Genomic DNA, 18,888 nt, shown 5'->3' with positions numbered 1-18,888 from the left:
TAATTCTGTTTCGTCTCACCGCCACCCTCGAGCCTCAATGACCACCGAAGACACTCCGATCAAGCCCTGGTATGCCGTCCGCCGCTCCAAGCTGCACGGCAACGGCGTCTTCGCCGCCCGCAAGATCCCTGCAGGCACGCGCATCATCGAGTACGGCGGCGCGCGCATCAGCGCCAAGGAAGCCGACCGCCGCCATCCCACGAATCCGGACGATCCCTTCCACACGTTCTTCTTCGCGCTCAGCTCCGGCCGCGTGATCGACGGTGGCGACGAAGGCAACGATGCGCGCTGGATCAACCATTCCTGCCAGCCCAACTGCGAGGCGCAGGAAGGCAAGCACGGCAAGCGCGTCTACATCGTGGCGCTGCAGGACATTCCGCGCGGCACGGAACTGTCTTACGACTACGGTCTGGTCCTGGACGGCCGCATCACGAAGGCGCTGAAGGAAGGCTACAAGTGCCTCTGCGGCACGCCGCCTTGCCGCGGCACGATGCTGGCGCTCCCCAAGAAAAAGGCGAAGAAGGCCGACGCGGACAAGGCCACCAAGACCGATGCCGGCAAGGCCAGGAAAGCCAACGCCGCCAAGACCGCGAAAACTGAAGCATCCGAGGCCGCCAAGGCCGCCTGACGGAAAAAGGGGCCCGTCGCCCCATTTCCCAAGACCCCAACCGCAATAAGCCTATTCAGCCCCGCGCTGCGGACAGGCGTACAATCGACCGGTCGTTAACACGACATGCAGTACGTCTTCAGGGCGGGGTGCAATTCCCCACCGGCGGTATGCCATGCAATGTGGCGAGCCCGCGAGCGCCCGGCCAAGCTTTGGCCGGGGTCAGCAGATCTGGTGAGATGCCAGGGCCGACGGTCATAGTCCGGATGAGAGAAGATGTGCCGGCACATACTCGGCTGCGCCGGGCGCGTTTGCGCCTTGCCTGGCCGTATTGCGTTCGGCTGTCGATTAGCCCTGAAACGTTTTTCGCCCCATCCTTTTGCGAGAGCGTTTCAATGTCCAACGTTGCCTTCACCCAGCAGTCCCCCATTCCCAGCCTGGCTTCGCAGCCCTTTGCCGTGCGCCTGTCGCGCGCGCTGCATCACCTGCGCCTGGGCCGTCCCGTCATCCTCATGGACGACTTTGACCGCGAGAACGAAGCGGACCTGATCGTCGCGGCCGACAAGCTGACAGTGCCCGTCATGGCGCAGCTCATCCGCGACGGCAGCGGCATCGTCTGCCTGTGCCTGCCCGGCGACACGCTGGATCGCCTGGAATTGCCACCGATGGTTCAGCGCAACCAGAGCCGCTTTGCCACGGCCTTCACCGTGTCGATCGAGGCGCGCGAAGGCGTGAGCACCGGCGTGTCCGCCGTCGACCGCGTCACCACCATCCGCGCCGCCATCTCGCCGTCGGCGCAGCCAGACGACATCGTCAGCCCCGGCCACGTGTTCCCGCTGCGCGCGCAACCGGGCGGCGTGCTGACGCGCCGCGGCCACACTGAAGGTTCGGTGGACCTGGCCGTGCTGGCCGGCATGCGCCCGGCGGGCGTGCTGTGCGAACTGATGAATGCCGACGGCACGATGATGCGCGGCGCGGCGCTGGATCGCTACGCCGCCGAGCACGGGCTGGTGGCGCTGACGATCGCTGAACTGGCCGACCATCTGCAAAAGCTCAAGGACGGCCAAGCCGAAGCGATCGACGACGAAGTGCTGGAGATGGCGGCGACGGTCTGAACGCACTCGTCGAACGCACCCGCGGCTGCGCTGGCCGCGGGCGGCGTCGACAGGGTAAGTTGTTGAACGAGCATTTGAACGAGTGCGCGCGCCCCGATCGCGGGCACGAGCGGATGGCATAATTCGCGCGAAGCGATGCAGGTCCATGGCCGCCTGGCGGCCGCGGCGCCCGACCACGATTGGCCGGCCTGTCATCGCGTGCCGCCAGTTCAATGAGCCATTGCTCACGTTTGATTCTCGCCCTTTGCCTCACTCATGACCGCCATTCCCCAGCCCCGGAAATCACCGCGCCAACTCAGATCGCAGCAAACCGTCGACACCATTCTTCAGGCCACGGCTCAGGTTCTGGCCTCACACGGGTATGCCGGCACCAATACGAATCTGATCGCGGAAACGGCGGGCGTGAGCGTGGGTTCGCTCTATCAATACTTTCCCAACAAGAACGCGCTGATCGCCGCGCTGCATGACCGGCACGACAACCAGATGCTGGACGTGATCGACGACGTGCTGAACGGCAACCCGGCGGCCACGCTGCGCGAGCGCGTGGGCGCGATCGTGCAGGCCATGCTGCACGCGCATCTGCTGGAGCCCGCGCTGCACCGCGTACTGGAAAGGGAGTTCCCGCTGTTCGACCAGCCGCACGAGCACAGCCGCGCGGACCAGGACATCCACCGCCGCATGCGGCACCTGCTGGAGTTGCACCGCGCAGAAGTCGCGCAGCAAGACCGGGATCTGGCTACCTACGTGGTGTTGCGGATCATGGAGTCGCTGGTGCACGCGGCCGCGCTCGAGCCGCCCGCGGGCTTCACGCCCAAGCAGTTGGAAGGCGCGGTGGTCGATGCGGTCATGGGATACCTGGGCGCGTCTGGAAACGCCGCGCCGGGCAAGATGAGCAAGGCTGTCAAAGCTGCCCCGAAGGCGGCCAGGACGGTCAGCGCAGGCAAGCCGGCCAAAGCCATCAAGACAGCCAGCGCCGCCAAAAAGGCGAAGCCGGCGCGCGCCTAGGCGCCGGACTCAGGCGCCGCGCGCCATTCTGGCCAGGCAGTCCGCCGGGCCGCCCGTCACGATGCGCGCGCTGCACGCCAACATCAGGTTCAGATTCAGCCCGAAGTCCTCGACGGTATGGCCTTGCGCGTCGACCATGCGCGAGGCACCGTCGTCCGCCGCCGCCCCCACCGCCACCTGATCGATCAGCGTGCCGGCCTGGTTGGTGTAGCCCCACACGGGCTTGCCGCAGGCGATCGCGTAGCCCACTTCAAAGGCCGTGCCCGAATCGGGCTCGGCGCCGCGAAACGGATTCAGGTTTGCCATCACCATGTCGGCACGGCGGATCAGCGCGACGTTCGCGCGGTAGATCCATTCTGCAAGCGCCTGCCCCGACAGCGCTGGCGGCGCGGCGTTGTCCAGCGGGAACAGGCCCTCGAAACCGTAGGTGGCGCACAGGGTCTTGAGCCGTTCGCCGTGTGCCACGGCATCGGGCAGAAAGACATCGAAACCCGCCAGGTACACACTGCGCATGGCCCTTACTCCGGATCGGCGACGTTGAAGGCTTCGCCGGTGGCGAAGAAGGAACCGCCGGCCAGGTAGTGCACCGACCGGCGCTCGTCGTCCGGAAAGTGCCAGCGGTTGCCGGAAAACACGTCCGGCGCCGCCCACGCGGCCACGACCTCGCCGATGAAGAGATCGTAGGCCTGCTGGTTGTGCGGTTCGGAAATGACCTTGCATTCCAGCCAGCCCAGGCAACCCTCGATGAGCGGTGCGCCGATCTTGCTGGCGGGAAACGTCGTCAGGCCGCTGGCATGGAACTTGTCGTCGTCGCGCCCGGACTGCGAGCCCACGACCATCGTGGCGCGCGCTTGCGCCCGCGACGGAATGCACAGCGCGAACTCGCCCGACGCTTCGATGAGTTCGCGCGTCCAGGTGTTCTTGTCGACCACGACCAGCATCTTGGGCGGACTGAAGTCCAGCGGCATGGCCCACGCCGCGGCCATCACGTTGCGGGCATCGCCGTGCGCGCTGGTGACCAGCACGGTCGGGCCGTGGTTCAGAAGGAGATAGGCGCGGGGCAGGTCAACGGGTTCGATCATGGACACCTAGAACATGCCGTTCTTGTTGGCGGGATTCTCGGGGATTTCCTGGCTGACGTCCCAGTGTTCGACAATCTTGCCGTCCTGGACGCGGAAGATGTCGACCACGGCCTGGCCGCGGTCTTCCGGCGAATCGCGCCACAGGTTGTGGATCATGACGAGATCGCCCTCGGCGATGACGCGCTTGATCTCGACGATGGCCTGCGGATGCTGCTCAAAATAGCGCGGGAAAAAATCGACCATCGGCCCGACGCCGTCCTGCATGTACGGATTGTGCTGCGTGTAGTTCGGGCCGACATACAGGCGGACCGCCTCGTCGACGTCGCGGTCCTGGAACATCATGCGGAAGAACGCGACGGCGATTTCCTTGTTCGATTGCGGCGCGGCGGCAAGCGCCGGCGCAGTTGCCACGCAACTGGCGGCGACCAGCAGGCAGGCGGCCAAGGATTTCCACTTCTTACGCATACAGGACTACTCAGATGACGCCGATTGGCGGCCTGCCAGTTTACAAACAAACGCGTCCGAGGATCAGTATCCGACGGTATAACGGCGGCGCGAATGCTGGGGCGTCTCGATCTCGTCGGCCAGGGCGATCGCGTAGTCTTCCATCGAAATCCAGCTCTTGCCGTCGTCGTCGGCCAGCAGATGGTCGTCGCCCACGCGGAACGTGCCGGTGCGCTCGCCGGGTTCGAACAGGGCCGAGGGCGACAGGAAGGTCCAGTTCAGCACCTTTTCCTGGCGCAGCGTATCCAGGAACACGACGCCCGCGCGGGCCTCGGGCTTGTAGGCATCGGGGAATTCGGGGGTGTCGATCAGCATCTTGCCGGGTGCGACCAGCAGGCTGCCGGCGCCGCCCACCACCAGCAGACGCGGCACGCCGGCGTTCTTGACGGCGGCCAGCAGCGGCTTGGCGTCGGCGGACACGAAGCGCGTGGCGCTGATGACGGCGTCGTGGCCGGCCAGGATGGGGGTCAGGCCTTCGGGATCGGTGGCGTCGCCCTGGCGGACGGTCAGGCCCGGCTGCTCGTTCACTTCGCCTTGGGTACGGGCGATGCCCGTCACTTGATGGCCGCGCTTGAGCAATTCGTCTGCCACGCGCGAACCCACGCGCCCGGTAATGCCGATCAATGCGATTTTCATGGTCTTGCTCCTGGAAGGATGGGCCGGGAACAGGCGCCGCACGATTGCGGCGGAACAGGCTCCGGCTCAAGGCAAAGCCATACTATTCGGTCAAATCCGAACGAAAAACCCGTCAAACAGGAAGAGTTCTTTGCAATCCATGCACCAATGCGCTGGATGGCGGCGGGCGGCTGGGGTTTGACCGGGCGTGCACGCAGCAGCGGCACGCCCGATCAGTGTGCGCCCGGCGACCCCGCTTGAACAGGGGCCGCCCCCGCGATCAGCGGGCGGCGCGTTGCGCCTGATAGACCTGCAGATGCGAATAAGCCACGCGCAGGTAAGTCGCGTCCACGCCCAGCGTGCGGGCACGGCGGACCATGTCGCCGACGATGTGGTCGGCCTCGACGGGCAGGCCCTGGCGCAGGTCGCGGAACATGGAGGCCGTCATGGGCTGCGTGCGGTCCGACAGCAGCTTGCGCACGGTGGCGTCCGCCTCGGGCCGCACGGTGTGGCCGGAGGCGGCGGCCACCGCCTGCGATTCCTGCAGCAGACCGAGCAGGATGTCGACGCCGTCGTCGGTGGACGCGATCTCGCCGACCGAGCCGCGCATCAGGCAGGTGGCTGCGGCCAGCGTCGTCAGCATGACGTACTTTTCCCAGATGTCCTGATAGATGTTTTCGCTGAGGCGGCTGACGTATTCGCCGCCCGCCAGCGCCTGCTCCAGCGCCACGCAGCGCTCGCTGCGGGCGGGACCGGCGCGTTCGCCGAACACCAGGTTGGCGTGCTTGCCCAGGTGGACGACTTCGCCTTCGGGGCCGAGCGTGGCGTTGATCTGGCACAGGCCGCCCAGCACGCGATGCGGTTCGAATTCGCGGTCCAGCACGTCGTACTGAAGCACGCCGTTCATGATGGGCAGCACGGCGGTGTCCGGTCCCACGGCGGGGCGGATGGCCTCGATGGCGCTGTCCAGGTCGTAGGCCTTGCAGGACAGCACGACGACGTCATAGCTTTCCTGCAGCGTCTGCTGCGTAACCAGTTTGGGGTGCAGCGTGGCGTCGCCCAACGGGCTCTGGATGCGCAAACCGTGTTCGCGGATGCGCGCGGCGCGCGGCTCGCGCACCAGGAACGTCACGTCCGCGCCGGCCTGCGCCGCGCGTCCGCCAAAGTATCCGCCGGTGCCGCCGGCGCCCAAGAACAACAACCGCATGCCTGTCTCCTGTTGGCTGCCCGCGTCAGGCGCGGGCCAATGCGGGCATTATGCGCCCGGGCCACGCAGCCGCGCACGCGCGGCGGCCGATGGATCATGCGCTGGACGCTTCAGGCTTGCGGCTCCACGCGTCGGACCTGCCCAAGACGCACCAAGCTTGCTGTCCTGGACGCCTCACGCCTGCTGTTCGCGTTCCGCCCAGGCCTCGTAGCCGCCGCGCAATGCCCAGATCTTGCGGTAGCCGGCCGCGCGCAGCCGCGAGGCGAGCAGCGCGGCGGACACTTCATTCGGGCACGCGCAATAGACCACGATGTCGGAATCGATCGCGCCGGGATCCAGCGCGGGCAATGGCTGCTTCAGGTCCACGGCCACTGCGCCCGGAATGCGCGCGGCATCGCGCTGCGCCTCGGGCCGCACGTCGAAGACCAGCGCCTCGCGGCCGTCCTGGCGCCATTGCATCAATTCGTCGACCGATAGCCGTGGAATGACGCGCAGGCTGCGCAGCAGGATCTTGCGCCGCAGAAAGCGCGCCACGATGTAGAGCGCCAGCACGGCCGCCAACACCGCCAGCCCCATCGGGCCGTAGGTGCCCAGGATGTCCAGCACGTCGTTGATGACGCTGTGGAAGAGGCCACCGAGCAGCAGCGCCGAGCCCACCCAGATCAGCGCGCCAGCCAGGTCATAGAGGAAGAAGCGGCGGTAAGGCGTGTTGGTCAGCCCGGCCATGACGGTGGACAGCGCGCCCGCGCCCGGCAGGAACTTGCACACCAGCAGCGCGCGCACGCCGATGCGCAGGTACAGCCGCTGCGTCTGCCGGATGCACGAGTCCTGCGACAACGACAGCTTGCAGACCACGCCCAGCAGACGCGACCCGTAGCGCCTTCCCGCCCAGTACCACAGGCTGTCGGCGATGAGACACGCGGCCGTTGCGGCCAGCAGCGGCACGAGCCAGCCGGCAGCGCCGGCCAGCGCGCCGGCGGCGATCATCATGGGGTAGGCGGGCACCGGCAGACCGGCTTGCTCGATGAGGACGTTGGCGAACACGAGCCACCCGCCATACTGTTCGAGCAGCAATTGAATATCTTGCATTGGGGTTTCCAGCTTGCCGCGCGCGGCGCGGGCGCGGCTCATGCGCGCAATTTTAGGCGCGCGGCCTCGCGCTTGGGGCATAGACCCTGCCGTCCGCGCGGCAACACTGCGTTCCATTGCAGTGCGTCGCACGACCCGCCGGTGTCCATCCATCGGGACACCACGCACCAAACTGGTGCCACGCTTCCCCGCGAGGGTGCCTATAATCCTGCCCGGCCATCAGGTTTCCCCGCCTCGTCGCGGGAACGCCCCGTGGCATACATATTGCTTCGCCAGGACAGGCTGAGAACTCGACCATTTGGCCGGGTGCGCCGCCTGGCGCTCCCATCCGATGACCGATCCCACGCCCCCGTTCACGCACGATCTGCCCGGCACGACTGCCGGCGGCAGCGGCCTCCGTGCGGCGGGCGGCATCCCCCCATCCCTCCATTTCCTGTCCTTCCCCGCGTAGGAGTCACCTGCATGAAATCCCTTTCCCTTTCGTCCGCCGGCGGCATCGCCCGCCGCGGCCTGCTCAAGCTGGCCGCAGCGGCCGCCGGCGCGCTGCTGTTCTCGGGCGCGGCCCTGGCGCAGGCGCCCGCCAAGATCAAGGTCGCCGCCGTCTACACGGTGCCGGTCGAACAGCAATGGGTGTCGCGCATCCACATCGCGCTGTCCGCCGCGCGCGACCGCGGCGAAATCGACTACACGTTCTCGGAAAACGTCACCAACGCCGACTACGAGCGCGTGCTGCGCCAGTACGCCGAGCAGGGCAACAAGCTGATCGTGGGCGAAGCCTTCGCGGTTGAAGCCGCGGCCCGCAAGGTCGCCAAGGACTATCCGCAGACCGCCTTCCTGATGGGTTCGTCGGGCAAGCCGCAGCAGCCCAACTTCTCGGTGTTCGACAACTACATCCAGGAACCGGCCTACCTGACCGGCATGATCGCCGGCGGCATGAGCAAGACCGGCAAGATCGGCCTGGTGGGCGGCTACCCCATCCCCGAAGTGAACCGCCTGATGAACGCGTTCATGGAAGGCGTCAAGGAAGTGAACCCGAAGGCCGAATTCACGGTGACCTTCATCGGCTCGTGGTTCGATCCCCCGAAGGCCAAGGAAGCCGCCTTCGCGATGATCGACAAGGGCGCGGACGTGCTGTACGCCGAGCGCTTTGGCGTGTCGGACGCGGCCAAGGAACGCGGCAAGCTGGCCATCGGCAACGTGATCGACACGCAGCCGCAGTACCCCGAGACGGTGGTGGCCTCGGCGCTGTGGAGCATGATCCCGACCATCGAAGAAGCCCTCAAGCAGGTGAAGGCCGGCGCGTTCAAGGCCGATGACTTCGGCCAGTATTCGCTGATGAAGCACAAGGGCTCGTCGCTCGCGCCGCTGGGCACCTTCGAGCAGAAGGTCCCCGCCGACCTGATCGCCAAGGTCCAGGCCAAGGAAAAAGCCATCCTGGACGGCAGCTTCACCGTGAAGGTCAACGACAAAGAACCCAAGTCCTCGGCACGATGAACCAAGCGCCTCTCGCCCTGCAACTGACGGGGATCACCAAACGCTTCGGCAGCCTCACGGCCAACGACGATGTCTCGCTGACGCTCCGCCAGGGCGAAGTGTTGGCCTTGCTGGGCGAGAACGGCGCCGGCAAATCGACCCTGGTGTCGATCCTGTTCGGCCACTATGTGGCCGACGCCGGCAGTATCGAAGTCTTCGGCAAACCCTTGCCCGCCGGCCGGCCCGATGCCGCGCTGGCGGCGGGCGTCGGCATGGTGCATCAGCACTTCACGCTGGCCGACAACCTCACCGTGCTGGACAACATCATGGTGGGCACCGAATCGCTCTGGAAGCTGGCCTCGGGCCGCGGCCAGGCCCGCAAGCGCCTCGTGGAACTCGGCCAGCGCTTCGGCCTGGGCGTGGACCCGGATGCGCGCGTGGGCACGCTGTCAGTCGGTGAAAAGCAGCGCGTCGAGATCCTGAAGGCGCTGTACCGCGGCGCCCGCGTGCTGATCCTGGACGAACCCACCGCGGTCCTCACGCCGCAGGAAGTGCAGGACCTGTTCGCGACGCTGCGCGGCTTTGTCGACGAAGGCCTGGCGGTCATCTTCATTTCGCACAAGCTGGACGAAGTGATGGCCGTGTCGCGCCGCGTGGCGGTGCTGCGGCAAGGCAAGCTGGTGGCGGAACGCGACACCGCGGGCACCAACCCCGCGGAGCTGGCCGAACTGATGGTGGGCCGCAAGGTGGTCATGCCGCGCGCCGAGGCCGCGACTGCCGCCGAGCAGGCTGCGCCCGTGGTCACCTTGTCGCAGGTCACCGTGCGCGACAGCCGCGACGGCGCGCCGCGCCTGGACAGCCTGGACCTCGTGGTCCACACGCATGAAATCGTGGCCATCGCCGGTGTGGCCGGCAACGGCCAGCAGGCGCTGGTGTCGGTGCTGACCGGCCTGCGCCAGCCCTCGGACGGCACGATCCGGCTGGGTCCGGAACACGCCGCCGCGCCCACGACACCCGCCGGCTGGACGGCCGCGCGCGTGGGCCGCATTCCGGAAGACCGCCACGGCGAAGGCATGATCGGCGACAGCCCCTTGTGGGAAAACGCCATCGTCGAAGACCTGAAGGACAAGCGCTTTGCGCGTCACGGCCTGATCCGCGCCCGCGCCGGCAAGGCCTACGCGGCCTCGCTGGCCAAGCAGTTCGACGTGCGCGCCGCCTCGCTGGACGTGCGCACGCGCAGCCTGTCGGGCGGCAACATGCAGAAGCTGATCCTGGGCCGCACGCTGGCGCGCGAGCCGCGCTTCATCGTGGCCGACCAGCCGACGTGGGGCCTGGACATCGGCGCCGTGGCCTACGTGCGCGAGCAGCTGCTGGCCGCCCGCGCGCGCGGCGCTGGCGTGCTGCTGGTGTCCGAAGACCTGGAAGAGATCTTCGCGCTGGCCGACCGCATCGCCGTGCTGTGCGGCGGCAAGCTGGTCGCGATCAAGCCGGTCGCCGAGTGGACGCCCGCCACCGTCGGCCTGGCCATGACGGGAACCCGGGCATGACGGTCTGCACCGTCACGCCTGGCTTTCTTCACTATTGAGCATCACATGAAACTGATCCTGGAACGCCGCCCCGAGCCCAGCCGCCTTGCGCTGGCGCTTGCGCCGATTGCGGCCATCCTCTTCACGCTGGCGGTCTGCACGCTGCTGGTGGCCTGGGCCGGCGCCCCCGTCGGCCGCACCTACGCCCTGCTGTTCGAAGGCGCATTCGGCACACGCTTCGCGCTGTCCGAAACCCTGACGCGCGCCACGCCGCTGATGCTGACCGGCCTGGCCTGTGCCGTGGCGTTCCGCGCGCGCTTCTACAACATCGGCGCCGAAGGGCAGCTCTATCTAGGCGCGCTGGCGGCGGTGGCCGTGGGCGGCCTGCATGACGGCACGGGCTTTGACCTACCGGTGCCGGTGCTGTTCGGCGGCATGATGCTGGCGGCCGCGCTGGCCGGCGCCTTGCTGCTGCTGATTCCGGCCATCATGAAAACCCGCCTTGGTGTCGACGAGGTCGTGACCACGCTGCTCGGCAACTTCATCGTGCTGCTGTTCGTGTCGATGATGCTGGACGGCCCGATGAAGGACCCGATGGCGATGGGCTGGCCGCAGTCGGTGGCGCTGAACGGCGACCTGGAACTGGGCAAGCTCATCGAACGCACACGCGCCCACACGGGCCTCTTGTGGGCCGCGGGCCTGGCGCTGGGGCTGTGGCTGCTGAACCGCTACACCGTCTTCGGTTTCCAGATGCGCGCGGTGGGCGCCAACGCCCACGCCTCGCGCTTTCTGGGCCTGCCGGTGAACCGCGTGATGCTCGGCACCGCCATGCTGTCCGGCGCGCTGGCGGGTCTGGCCGGCGCCATTGAAGTGGCGGGCCGCACCAGCTACGTCACGCTGGATATGTCGCCGGGCTACGGCTACACGGGTGTCGTCGTCGCCATGCTGGCTGGCCTGCATCCGCTGGGCGTGATCCTGGCCAGCATCTTCGTGGCCGGCATGCTGGTGGGCGCCGACAGCATGAGCCGCGCCATCGCCGTGCCCAACTACATCGCCGACGTCATCGTCGCCACCTCGTTGCTCGCCATGCTGGTCGCGACGCTATTCGCGCAGTACCGCCTGCGCCGCAACAAGGCTTGAGGAGCACGCCATGGAATGGATGGATCTGATGAGTTCCTCGGCCTTCTGGGTGGCCGTGCTGCGCCTGGCCACGCCGCTGATACTGGGCACGCTGGGCGTGCTGCTGTGCGAGCGCGCCGGGGTGCTGAACCTGGGCATCGAAGGCATCATGGTGGCCGGCGCCTTCACGGGCTGGCTGGTCGTCTACCTGGGCGCGCCGCTGTACGTGGGCGTGCTGGCGGCCGCGCTGGCCGGCGCCGTGTTCGGCCTGCTGCACGCGGTGCTGACAGTTCCGCTGGGCCTGTCGCAGCACGTGTCGGGCCTGGGCGTGACGCTGCTTGCGACCAGCGTGAGTTACTTCGCTTACCGCGTCACGTTCCCCAGCGTGTCCACGCCGCCGACCATCACGCCGTTTGCCGAAATGAAGTTCCTGGACGGCATTCCGCTGATCGGCCCCGTGCTGGCCGGGCAGACGCCGATGACGCTGATCGCGTTGGCCGCGGTGCCGATTCTTGCATGGGTGCTGAACCGCACCCCCGTGGGACTGGCCGTGCGCATGGTGGGCGAGAACCCCGCCGCCGCCGAAGGCCAGGGTCTGTCCGTGACGCGCCTGCGTATCGGCGCTATCGTGGCCGGATCGGCGCTGATGGGCGTGGCCGGCAGCTTCCTGACGCTGGCCGCGTTCAATGCGTTCTTCTTCAACATGGTCAACGGCCGCGGCTGGGTCTGCGTGGCGCTGGTGGTGTTTGCGTCGTGGCGGCCGGGCAAGGCGCTGCTGGGCGCGCTGATCTTCGCCTTCTTCGATGCGCTGCAGTTGCGCCTGCAGCAGGGCGGCGCGGCGCTGCCGGGCCTGCCCGAACTGCCGTATCAGGTGTACCTGATGCTGCCTTATATCCTGTCCATCCTGGCCCTGGTGTTCATGGCGCGCCGCGCCGCCTACCCGCAGGCCTTGATGAAGCCCTACCGCAAGGGCGAACGGTGATCGCCCCCGAGGCGCTGCGCGACAGGAATGCAGCAACTGAATGTTTTCGCAAGGAATTCGCATGCTCGATCTGATCATCAAGAACTGCACGCTGCCCGACGGCCGCACGAACATCGACATCGGCGTGGCCGACGGCCGCATCACCGCGCTGGAACCGGCGTTGAAGGCCGAGGCCGCGCAGACCGTGGACGCCGCTGGCCAGCTGGTGACCTCGCCCTTTGTCGACGCGCATTTCCACATGGATTCCACGCTGTCCTTCGGACTGCCGCGCGTGAACCAGTCGGGCACGCTGCTCGAGGGCATCGCGCTGTGGGGCGAACTCAAACCGCTGCTGACGCAGGAAGCGCTGGTGGAACGCGCACTGGCCTATTGCGACTGGGCCGTGGCGCGCGGGCTGCTGGCGATCCGCTCGCACGTGGACGTCTGTGATCCGCGCCTGCTGGCGACCGAAGCGCTGCTGCACGTGCGCGAGAAGGTCAAACCCTACCTGGACCTGCAGCTCGTTGCCTTCCCGCAGGACGGCGTGCTGCGCGCGCCCGGCGCGCTGGACAACCTGAAACGCGCGCTGGACATGGGCGTGGACGTGGTGGGCGGCATTCCGCACTTCGAACGCACCATGCAGGACGGCGCCGAATCCGTGCGCATCCTGTGTGAACTGGCGGCCGAGCGCGGCCTGCGCGTGGACATGCACTGCGACGAAAGCGATGATCCGCTGTCACGCCACATCGAGACGCTGGCATACCACACGCAGCGCCTGGGCCTGCACGGCCGCGTGACGGGTTCGCACCTGACGTCCATGCACTCGATGGACAACTACTACGTGTCCAAGCTGATCCCGCTGATTCGCGAGGCAGGCGTCTCCGCGATTGCGAATCCGCTGATCAACATCACGCTGCAGGGCCGCCACGACACGTACCCCAAGCGCCGCGGCATGACGCGCGTGCCGGAACTGATGGCGGCGGGCGTGCCGGTCGCCTTCGGCCACGACTGCGTGATGGACCCGTGGTACAGCCTGGGTTCCGGCGACATGCTGGAAGTTGCGCACATGGGCCTGCACGTCGGCCAGATGACGGGACAGGACGCCATGCGCGCCTGTTTCGAAGCGATCACCACCACGCCTGCCAGGATTCTTGGCCTGGACGAGACGGGCCTGGAAGTCGGCAAGCGCGCCGACCTGGTGCTGCTGCAGGCGCGCGACGCCGTCGAGGCCTTGCGCCTGCGCGCCACGCGCCTGATGGTGCTACGCGCCGGCAAGGTGGTGGCGACCACGCCGCCCGCCACCGCCACGTTGAACCTGCCGGGCCGCCCCGGCGAAGTCAGCTTTCAGACGTCGGCCCGCTGACGTACGCCGGCCGCGCGGCGGCCGTCACGATGATCTCCACCAGCAGATCAGGCGAGGCCAGCTTGGCCTCGCACGTGGCGCGGGTGGGCATTGCCTTCGGCAGCGCCCATTCCGCCCACACCGCATTCATGCCGGCAAAGTCGCGCTCGATGTCCTTGAGCCAGATCTGCACCGTCAACAGGCGCGACTTGTCCGTGCCCGCCTGCTTCAGATAGCCGTCGATCTTGGCCAGCACGTCGCGGGTCTGCGCGGCGATGCCGCCTTCCGCATTCGAGGTCACGCCCGCCACATACACGGTGTCGCCGTGAATCACGATGCGGGACAGGCGCTCGTTCGTTTCCTTGCGCACGATATCGTTCATTGGTGTTGCTCCTTGGTGGATGAACCGGATGCCAGGCCGGCATCCGAGAAACGTTCGATCCGGAATGGGGCGATCGGCAGGTCCGTCGCGCCGGTCGTGATCAGGTCGGCCATGATGCGGCCGACGATGGGCCCGAGCTCAAAGCCGTGCGCTGAAAACCCGAACGCGTGAAAGGCCGTCTCGTGCCGGCTGCTGCGGCCGATCACGGGAATCTCGTCGGGCATGGCCGCTTCGATTCCCGCCCAGCCCCGGTTCACGATCGCATCGCGCATGTGCGGAAACAGGTCGACCACCGTGCGCGCGCCTTCGGCCAGCGAGCGGAAATCCAGCTCGGTCCATTCGGCATCGCGGTCCACCCACGCGCGACGGCCGCCGCCGATCAGCACCGTGCCGTTGGTGCGCTGCTTGAACGACAGCGCGCGGCCGGTGCCCAGCACCACGGGATCCAGGAAGTGGTCCATGCGCAGCGTGACGAGCATCATGGGACTGATGGGCAACAGCGGCACCGGCTCGCCCCATTGCGCGGCGATGCGGTCGGCCCACGCGCCCGCGCAGTTCAGCACCTGCGGCGCGGTGTACACGCCGGCGTCCGTCTCCACGCGCCACTGCCCGTCGTGCCGCGCCACGCTGTGCACGCGCACGCCTTCGAGGAACTGCGCGCCCAGACTCGCGGCCTTCATGCGAAAGGCGAGGGTGGTGCGGTAGGGATCGGCCGCCGCGTCCTCGCGCGCGATCAGGCCGCCTTGCACCGTCGGCGCAATCGCAGGAATCAGGTCCAGCAGGTCTTCGCGGCTTATCCACTGCTCGTGCGTGTAGCCATGGTCCGTCATGGTCTTGAGCCGAGCCCGTAGCGTCTCGGCATCCGCCTCGTTCTCGGCCACACGCACCTGCCCGTGCTGCTCAAAGCCGCAGTCGTCGTCCACCAGCTCGCCGATGCGATACCAGAGCTCGCGCGAAGCCAGCGCCAGCGGCACCTCGGCCAGATGGCGCGACAGCGTGCGCACACCGCCCGCGTTGACGCCGGAGGCGTGCCGCCCCACGTAGTTCTTCTCGATGACCAGCGCGCGCACGCCGGCGCGCGCCAGATGCAACGCGGCCGAGCTGCCGTGCAGCCCGCCGCCGATGATGATGACTTCAGCCGCCCGCGTTTGAACGGTCATGGCGTCCACCCGTCATTTCTTCAGGCGGACGACGGCCTGACGCGAATCGTCGGTCTGGGGCAATGAAGCCAGTTCGCCCAGCGTGAGCGGCTTGGTCGGGAAACGCAGCCGGTAGTAGCCCACTTCCTCGGTCGGCACGCCGCGTTCCTCGGCGATGATCTCGGCCACCGTCAGGCCGCAGAAGCGGCCCTGGCAGGGTCCCATGCCACAGCGCAGGAAGGCCTTCATCTGGTTCGGACCGCTGCATCCCAGCTTGACGGTCTCTCGCACCTGCGCGGCGGTGACTTCCTCGCAGCGGCACACGATGGTGTCGCCGGTGGGGCGCCGGAACGCTTCAGGGGCCTTGTAGAGCGTGTCGAAGAACTCGCGGCCCCGCACGGCCCGCGCCAGCGCCTCGCGCGGCACGGCGGCCTCGCTGTCGCGCTTGCGCGCGTCGATGCGGCCCAGCAGATGCGCGGCCTGCAACGCGGCCAGCCGGCCACGGTGCTCGGCCGCCACCGCGCCCGCGATGCCCGCGCCGTCGCCAGCCATGCCGATGCCGTCCACCGCCGTTGTGCCCCACTCGTCGACCTCCGGCTCCCAACAGTCCAGCGCGTCGTTCCAGCGATGCGCCACGCCCACGGCGCGCGACAGGTTCACGTTGGGCACCACGCCCTGATGCAGCATCAGCTGATCGGCGGGCAGCGTCTTGGTGACGCCGCCGGCCGTGTAGCGCACGCTTTGCAGCTTGCCGTCGCCCAGCGCTTCCAGCGCGGTCACGCCCTTGACGATGGGCACGGCGGCCTTGACCGCGCGCAGCAGCTTCAGCCCCTTGCCCAGGTACGGCGAGCGCAGAAATCCCCAGACTTTGGGCAGCGCCTGGCCCAGGCGGCCGGGCGGCGTGGTTTCCAGCAGCGCGTCCACCTTCACGCCTGCATTCAGGTATTGCCAGGCCACCAGGTACAGCAGCGGTCCGCAACCGGCCAGCACAGTGCGATCGGACGGCACCACCCCAGAAGACTTCAAGAGGATCTGCGCGGCGCCCGCCGTGATGACGCCCGGCAGCGTCCAGCCCGGAATCGGAAACGGCCGCTCCTGCGCGCCGGTGGCCAGCAGCAGGCGGCGCGCGTGCACGATGCGCGCTTCGCCCGCGACCGAATACGCCACCTCGAAGCCTTCCGCTGATTCGGGCGCGGTGCGCTGGGCCACGGCCCACACCGTCGCGCCCGGCACGTAGCGCGCGCCGGACTGCTGAAACGGCGGCACCAGCGTGGCGCCGTGCCAGTAGTCTTCGCCCAGGATGCCGCGATCGGTGACCGGCGTGGTGGTGATGGCGCGGTAGATCTGGCCGCCCGGCGCGGGCTGCTCGTCCAGCAGCACGGTGTTCACGCCCAGGTTCGCGGCCAGCGTTGCGGCGGCGAGACCTGCCGGGCCTGCGCCCACCACCAGCAAATCGCATTGCGTCGTGTCGATCATGCCTGCACCTTGCGCGCACCCAACTGGCGCTCGATCTTCATTCCATCCCGCACGGGCGTCATGCAGCCCTGCTGGTTCGCTTGCCCATCGATGGTGACCAGGCAGTCGTAGCAGACGCCCATCATGCAGTACGGCCCGCGCGGCACCTCGTTGACCGCCGTATCGCGACAGGCCTGCACGCCACCCGCAAACAAGGCGGCAGCGACGCTGTCGCCCTGACGGCACAGCATCTCGGCCCCATTCACCGTTACCCGCACCGGCGCGCCCTGCGCCTGCCGCTGCGCCTCGTCAAGCCGCTTGAACATGAAACCTCCGGGTCGAGAAGGGCGCCATGTCGTCGGCCAGGCTGCCGGCGGCGATCATGGGCGCCAGATTGAGCGCGTGTGCGGCGGCAAGCGTCACGCCGCTGTGACAGGTGGCGACGAACGCCCCCGGACACGTTTCGGATTGCTGATAGATCGGAAAGCCGTCCTTGGACATGACGCGCAGCGCCGCCCAGCTGCGCACCACGCGCACATCGCGCAGCGCGGGCAACGTGCGCACCGCGCGGTCGGCCAGCGTGCCGAGGATCGGCAGGCCCACCAGGTTGTCCACATAGCCGGCCTCTTCCTGCGAATCGCCGATCAGCCAGGTGCCTTCATCGGTCTGGCGCAGCGTGGACAAGGGGGTTTCCAGCATGCGGCGTGTGCGCTCCAGCACGACGATCTGGCCGCGCTGCGGACGCACCGGCACGTCCAGTCCCACCTGTTCGCCCAGCTGCTTGTTGGACAGCCCCGAGGCCAGCACCACCTTGTGCGCGCGCACCGTGCCGCTGGGGGTCGCGATATCGAACACGCCGTCACGCAGCCGGATACTCTGCGCCGGCCGCTGCGGCAGGTAATCCACAACCCGCTGTGCAAAACTCATGTGCAACGCGCGCAGGAGCTTCAGCGGATTCGCAATGCCGTCCACCGGCGTCCACGTCGCGCCGCGCACTTCCGGGCCGATGCCCGGCACCAGATCCGCGACTTCGGCGCGGTCCAGCATCTTCCAGTCGTACTGCGCCATGCCCGGCTGCGCGAGCAGCGTGGTCATGAAGCGCGTGCGCGCCTCGACCTCTTCGTCGCTCAAGAGCGCATGCAGGCCGCCGCGCTGCTCCAGATGCACGTCGACCCCGGTCTCTTCCTGCAGCAGGGCAGCAAGTTGCGGCCAACCCTTGGCCGAGGTCATGGTCCACACGCCATAGCGCGGCAGCCCCATCCCCTTGCTCTGCACCCACACCAGCCCGAAGTTCCCGCGCGAGGCCCGGTAGGCCACGTCACCCTCGTCCAGCACGGCCACGTGGTCCAGTTCGCGCCGCAGCCCGTAGGCCACGGCCGACCCGACCAACCCGCCCCCGATCACCACCGCATCGTAGATGCCGCGGTGCACGGGCGCGCGCGGCGCCAGTTCTTTCTCGTCCGTCATCAGCGTCCCTTTCCTACAAACAGCTTCTCCAGACCGACGGCGCGGTCCAGGATGAATATGGCAATGATGGTTACGTAGATCAGCACCGCCGACACGGCTGTCACCAGCGGGTCGATGGTGTCTTCGATATGCAGGAAGATCCGGACCGGCAGCGTGGTGGTGGACGGCGAGGCGATGAAGATCGACATCGTCAGCTCATCGAAGCTGGTGATGAACGCGATCACCCAGCCGCTCACCACGCCCGGCAACAGCAGCGGCAGCACCACGCGGCGGAAGGCCGTCCAGTTGGACGCGCCCAGCGATTGCGCCGCCCGCTCCAGCGCCGGGTCGATGCCCGCCGCCGACGCCAGCACCAGCCGCAGCGCGTACGGCATGACCAGGATCACGTGCGCCACCACCAGGCCGAAATACGTGCCGGCCAGATCCACGGTGGTGAAGAACTTCAGGAACGCCAGGCCCAGCACCACATGCGGAATCATCAGGGGCGACAGAAAGAACGCCACCAGCGCCTCTCGGCCCGGGAAGCGGTTGCGCGCGATGGCCAGCGCGCTGGGCACGGCCAGTGCAATGGCAAGCGTGGCCGACAGCGTGCCCAGGCCCAGGCTGAACCAGAATGCATCGACAAAGCGCGGGTTGTCCAGGATGGCGCGGAACCAGCGCAGCGACAGCCCGCCGGACGGCAGCGAGATGAAGCCTTCGGACGTAAACGCCACCGCGCACACCATGACGATGGGCGCCAGGATGAAAAGGATGAACAGCGTGTGGAAGACGAGGCCGATGGGGCCGTTGCGAAATTGCAT

At 67.8% G+C, this 18,888-nt stretch carries 20 protein-coding genes and 1 riboswitch; of the genes, 8 read left to right on the top strand and 12 right to left on the bottom strand.

The features are described 5' to 3' along the window. Positions 1-37: 37 nt before the first annotated feature. From AB3147_RS00315 to AB3147_RS00305, 3 genes are all read left to right on the top strand, one after another. Positions 38-628 (top strand): SET domain-containing protein, encoded by a 591-nt coding sequence (locus AB3147_RS00315; RefSeq protein WP_239216324.1) that lies wholly within the window; start codon positions 38-40, stop codon positions 626-628. A gap of 110 nt (positions 629-738) precedes the next feature. Continuing rightward, positions 739-889: riboswitch (FMN riboswitch) on the top strand. 113 nt (positions 890-1,002) lie between these two features. Beyond that, positions 1,003-1,722, top strand: coding sequence for a 3,4-dihydroxy-2-butanone-4-phosphate synthase (gene ribB / locus AB3147_RS00310; RefSeq protein WP_056565879.1), 720 nt, complete (start codon positions 1,003-1,005; stop codon positions 1,720-1,722). A gap of 255 nt (positions 1,723-1,977) precedes the next feature. After that, entirely contained in the window at positions 1,978-2,727 is a 750-nt protein-coding gene (locus AB3147_RS00305) for a TetR/AcrR family transcriptional regulator (protein ID WP_367351188.1), read from the top strand. A gap of 9 nt (positions 2,728-2,736) precedes the next feature. Here the strand turns inward: AB3147_RS00305 and AB3147_RS00300 are convergent, their stop codons facing one another. From AB3147_RS00300 to AB3147_RS00275, 6 genes are all read right to left on the bottom strand, one after another. Then, positions 2,737-3,240, bottom strand: a complete 504-nt coding sequence (locus AB3147_RS00300) for a nucleoside 2-deoxyribosyltransferase (RefSeq protein WP_367351187.1) — start codon at positions 3,238-3,240, stop codon at positions 2,737-2,739. 5 nt (positions 3,241-3,245) lie between these two features. Then, on the bottom strand, positions 3,246-3,815 hold the full coding sequence (locus AB3147_RS00295) for a flavin reductase family protein (RefSeq protein WP_239216327.1): 570 nt from the start codon (positions 3,813-3,815) through the stop codon (positions 3,246-3,248). Continuing rightward, complete coding sequence (locus tag AB3147_RS00290; RefSeq protein WP_175125834.1) at positions 3,816-4,274, bottom strand: nuclear transport factor 2 family protein; 459 nt, start codon at positions 4,272-4,274, stop codon at positions 3,816-3,818. A 63-nt stretch (positions 4,275-4,337) separates the two neighbouring features. Further along, positions 4,338-4,949 (bottom strand): NAD(P)-dependent oxidoreductase, encoded by a 612-nt coding sequence (locus AB3147_RS00285; protein ID WP_175136981.1) that lies wholly within the window; start codon positions 4,947-4,949, stop codon positions 4,338-4,340. Between the two features lie 259 nt (positions 4,950-5,208). Further along, complete coding sequence (gene panE / locus AB3147_RS00280; protein WP_175185496.1) at positions 5,209-6,135, bottom strand: 2-dehydropantoate 2-reductase; 927 nt, start codon at positions 6,133-6,135, stop codon at positions 5,209-5,211. Positions 6,136-6,309: 174 nt separating this feature from the next. Further along, a complete protein-coding gene (locus AB3147_RS00275; RefSeq protein ID WP_175136979.1) occupies positions 6,310-7,224 on the bottom strand; it encodes a DedA family protein/thiosulfate sulfurtransferase GlpE in 915 nt (304 codons plus the stop codon). Between the two features lie 462 nt (positions 7,225-7,686). Between AB3147_RS00275 and AB3147_RS00270 the strand changes: the two genes are divergently transcribed. From AB3147_RS00270 to AB3147_RS00250, 5 genes are all read left to right on the top strand, one after another. After that, positions 7,687-8,718 (top strand): BMP family protein, encoded by a 1,032-nt coding sequence (locus AB3147_RS00270; protein ID WP_291383030.1) that lies wholly within the window; start codon positions 7,687-7,689, stop codon positions 8,716-8,718. Continuing rightward, entirely contained in the window at positions 8,715-10,244 is a 1,530-nt protein-coding gene (locus AB3147_RS00265; RefSeq protein WP_175185493.1) for an ABC transporter ATP-binding protein, read from the top strand. The genes AB3147_RS00270 and AB3147_RS00265 overlap by 4 nt, the downstream gene beginning before the upstream one ends. 45 nt (positions 10,245-10,289) lie before the next feature. After that, positions 10,290-11,363 carry an ABC transporter permease gene (locus AB3147_RS00260; RefSeq protein WP_063953565.1) on the top strand — a complete coding sequence of 358 codons (1,074 nt, stop codon included), beginning with the start codon at positions 10,290-10,292 and terminating at the stop codon, positions 11,361-11,363. 10 nt (positions 11,364-11,373) lie between these two features. Further along, complete coding sequence (locus AB3147_RS00255) at positions 11,374-12,324, top strand: ABC transporter permease (RefSeq protein WP_056565907.1); 951 nt, start codon at positions 11,374-11,376, stop codon at positions 12,322-12,324. 61 nt (positions 12,325-12,385) lie between these two features. After that, entirely contained in the window at positions 12,386-13,666 is a 1,281-nt protein-coding gene (locus AB3147_RS00250; protein ID WP_367351186.1) for an amidohydrolase family protein, read from the top strand. Here the strand turns inward: AB3147_RS00250 and AB3147_RS00245 are convergent. From AB3147_RS00245 to AB3147_RS00220, 6 genes are read right to left on the bottom strand one after another with little or no spacing between them, the layout of a single operon-like run. Continuing rightward, complete coding sequence (locus AB3147_RS00245; RefSeq protein WP_175136975.1) at positions 13,641-14,027, bottom strand: RidA family protein; 387 nt, start codon at positions 14,025-14,027, stop codon at positions 13,641-13,643. The genes AB3147_RS00250 and AB3147_RS00245 overlap by 26 nt on opposite strands. After that, positions 14,024-15,187, bottom strand: coding sequence for an NAD(P)/FAD-dependent oxidoreductase (locus AB3147_RS00240; protein WP_367351185.1), 1,164 nt, complete (start codon positions 15,185-15,187; stop codon positions 14,024-14,026). The genes AB3147_RS00245 and AB3147_RS00240 overlap by 4 nt, the downstream gene beginning before the upstream one ends. Positions 15,188-15,199: 12 nt before the next feature. Continuing rightward, positions 15,200-16,642, bottom strand: a complete 1,443-nt coding sequence (locus AB3147_RS00235; protein ID WP_239216337.1) for an FAD/NAD(P)-dependent oxidoreductase — start codon at positions 16,640-16,642, stop codon at positions 15,200-15,202. Then, entirely contained in the window at positions 16,639-16,947 is a 309-nt protein-coding gene (locus AB3147_RS00230) for a (2Fe-2S)-binding protein (RefSeq protein WP_239216339.1), read from the bottom strand. Before AB3147_RS00230 ends, AB3147_RS00235 begins: the two co-directional genes overlap by 4 nt. Continuing rightward, positions 16,931-18,088 carry an NAD(P)/FAD-dependent oxidoreductase gene (locus AB3147_RS00225; RefSeq protein WP_218342445.1) on the bottom strand — a complete coding sequence of 386 codons (1,158 nt, stop codon included), beginning with the start codon at positions 18,086-18,088 and terminating at the stop codon, positions 16,931-16,933. Before AB3147_RS00225 ends, AB3147_RS00230 begins: the two co-directional genes overlap by 17 nt. Beyond that, complete coding sequence (locus AB3147_RS00220; RefSeq protein WP_105236818.1) at positions 18,088-18,888, bottom strand: ABC transporter permease; 801 nt, start codon at positions 18,886-18,888, stop codon at positions 18,088-18,090. Before AB3147_RS00220 ends, AB3147_RS00225 begins: the two co-directional genes overlap by 1 nt.

Origin of the sequence: Achromobacter animicus, from assembly GCF_040775605.1 — a bacterium.
GTDB classification, from domain to species: Bacteria; Pseudomonadota; Gammaproteobacteria; order Burkholderiales; family Burkholderiaceae_B; genus Achromobacter; species Achromobacter animicus.
The sequence above is the reverse complement of the archived record's forward strand: the minus strand, read 5'-3'. Positions and strand labels throughout refer to the sequence as shown.

Coding starts and splice junctions, on each gene's coding strand:
- AB3147_RS00315 (WP_239216324.1), top strand. CDS start 38: ATGACCACCGAAGACACTCCGATCAAGCCCTGGTATGCCGTCCGCCGC.
- ribB (WP_056565879.1), top strand. CDS start 1,003: ATGTCCAACGTTGCCTTCACCCAGCAGTCCCCCATTCCCAGCCTGGCT.
- AB3147_RS00305 (WP_367351188.1), top strand. CDS start 1,978: ATGACCGCCATTCCCCAGCCCCGGAAATCACCGCGCCAACTCAGATCG.
- AB3147_RS00300 (WP_367351187.1), bottom strand. CDS start 3,240: ATGCGCAGTGTGTACCTGGCGGGTTTCGATGTCTTTCTGCCCGATGCC.
- AB3147_RS00290 (WP_175125834.1), bottom strand. CDS start 4,274: ATGCGTAAGAAGTGGAAATCCTTGGCCGCCTGCCTGCTGGTCGCCGCC.
- AB3147_RS00285 (WP_175136981.1), bottom strand. CDS start 4,949: ATGAAAATCGCATTGATCGGCATTACCGGGCGCGTGGGTTCGCGCGTG.
- panE (WP_175185496.1), bottom strand. CDS start 6,135: ATGCGGTTGTTGTTCTTGGGCGCCGGCGGCACCGGCGGATACTTTGGC.
- AB3147_RS00275 (WP_175136979.1), bottom strand. CDS start 7,224: ATGCAAGATATTCAATTGCTGCTCGAACAGTATGGCGGGTGGCTCGTG.
- AB3147_RS00270 (WP_291383030.1), top strand. CDS start 7,687: ATGAAATCCCTTTCCCTTTCGTCCGCCGGCGGCATCGCCCGCCGCGGC.
- AB3147_RS00265 (WP_175185493.1), top strand. CDS start 8,715: ATGAACCAAGCGCCTCTCGCCCTGCAACTGACGGGGATCACCAAACGC.
- AB3147_RS00260 (WP_063953565.1), top strand. CDS start 10,290: ATGAAACTGATCCTGGAACGCCGCCCCGAGCCCAGCCGCCTTGCGCTG.
- AB3147_RS00255 (WP_056565907.1), top strand. CDS start 11,374: ATGGAATGGATGGATCTGATGAGTTCCTCGGCCTTCTGGGTGGCCGTG.
- AB3147_RS00250 (WP_367351186.1), top strand. CDS start 12,386: ATGCTCGATCTGATCATCAAGAACTGCACGCTGCCCGACGGCCGCACG.
- AB3147_RS00245 (WP_175136975.1), bottom strand. CDS start 14,027: ATGAACGATATCGTGCGCAAGGAAACGAACGAGCGCCTGTCCCGCATC.
- AB3147_RS00240 (WP_367351185.1), bottom strand. CDS start 15,187: ATGACCGTTCAAACGCGGGCGGCTGAAGTCATCATCATCGGCGGCGGG.
- AB3147_RS00235 (WP_239216337.1), bottom strand. CDS start 16,642: ATGATCGACACGACGCAATGCGATTTGCTGGTGGTGGGCGCAGGCCCG.
- AB3147_RS00230 (WP_239216339.1), bottom strand. CDS start 16,947: ATGTTCAAGCGGCTTGACGAGGCGCAGCGGCAGGCGCAGGGCGCGCCG.
- AB3147_RS00225 (WP_218342445.1), bottom strand. CDS start 18,088: ATGACGGACGAGAAAGAACTGGCGCCGCGCGCGCCCGTGCACCGCGGC.
- AB3147_RS00220 (WP_105236818.1), bottom strand. CDS start 18,888: ATGCAATTTCGCAACGGCCCCATCGGCCTCGTCTTCCACACGCTGTTC.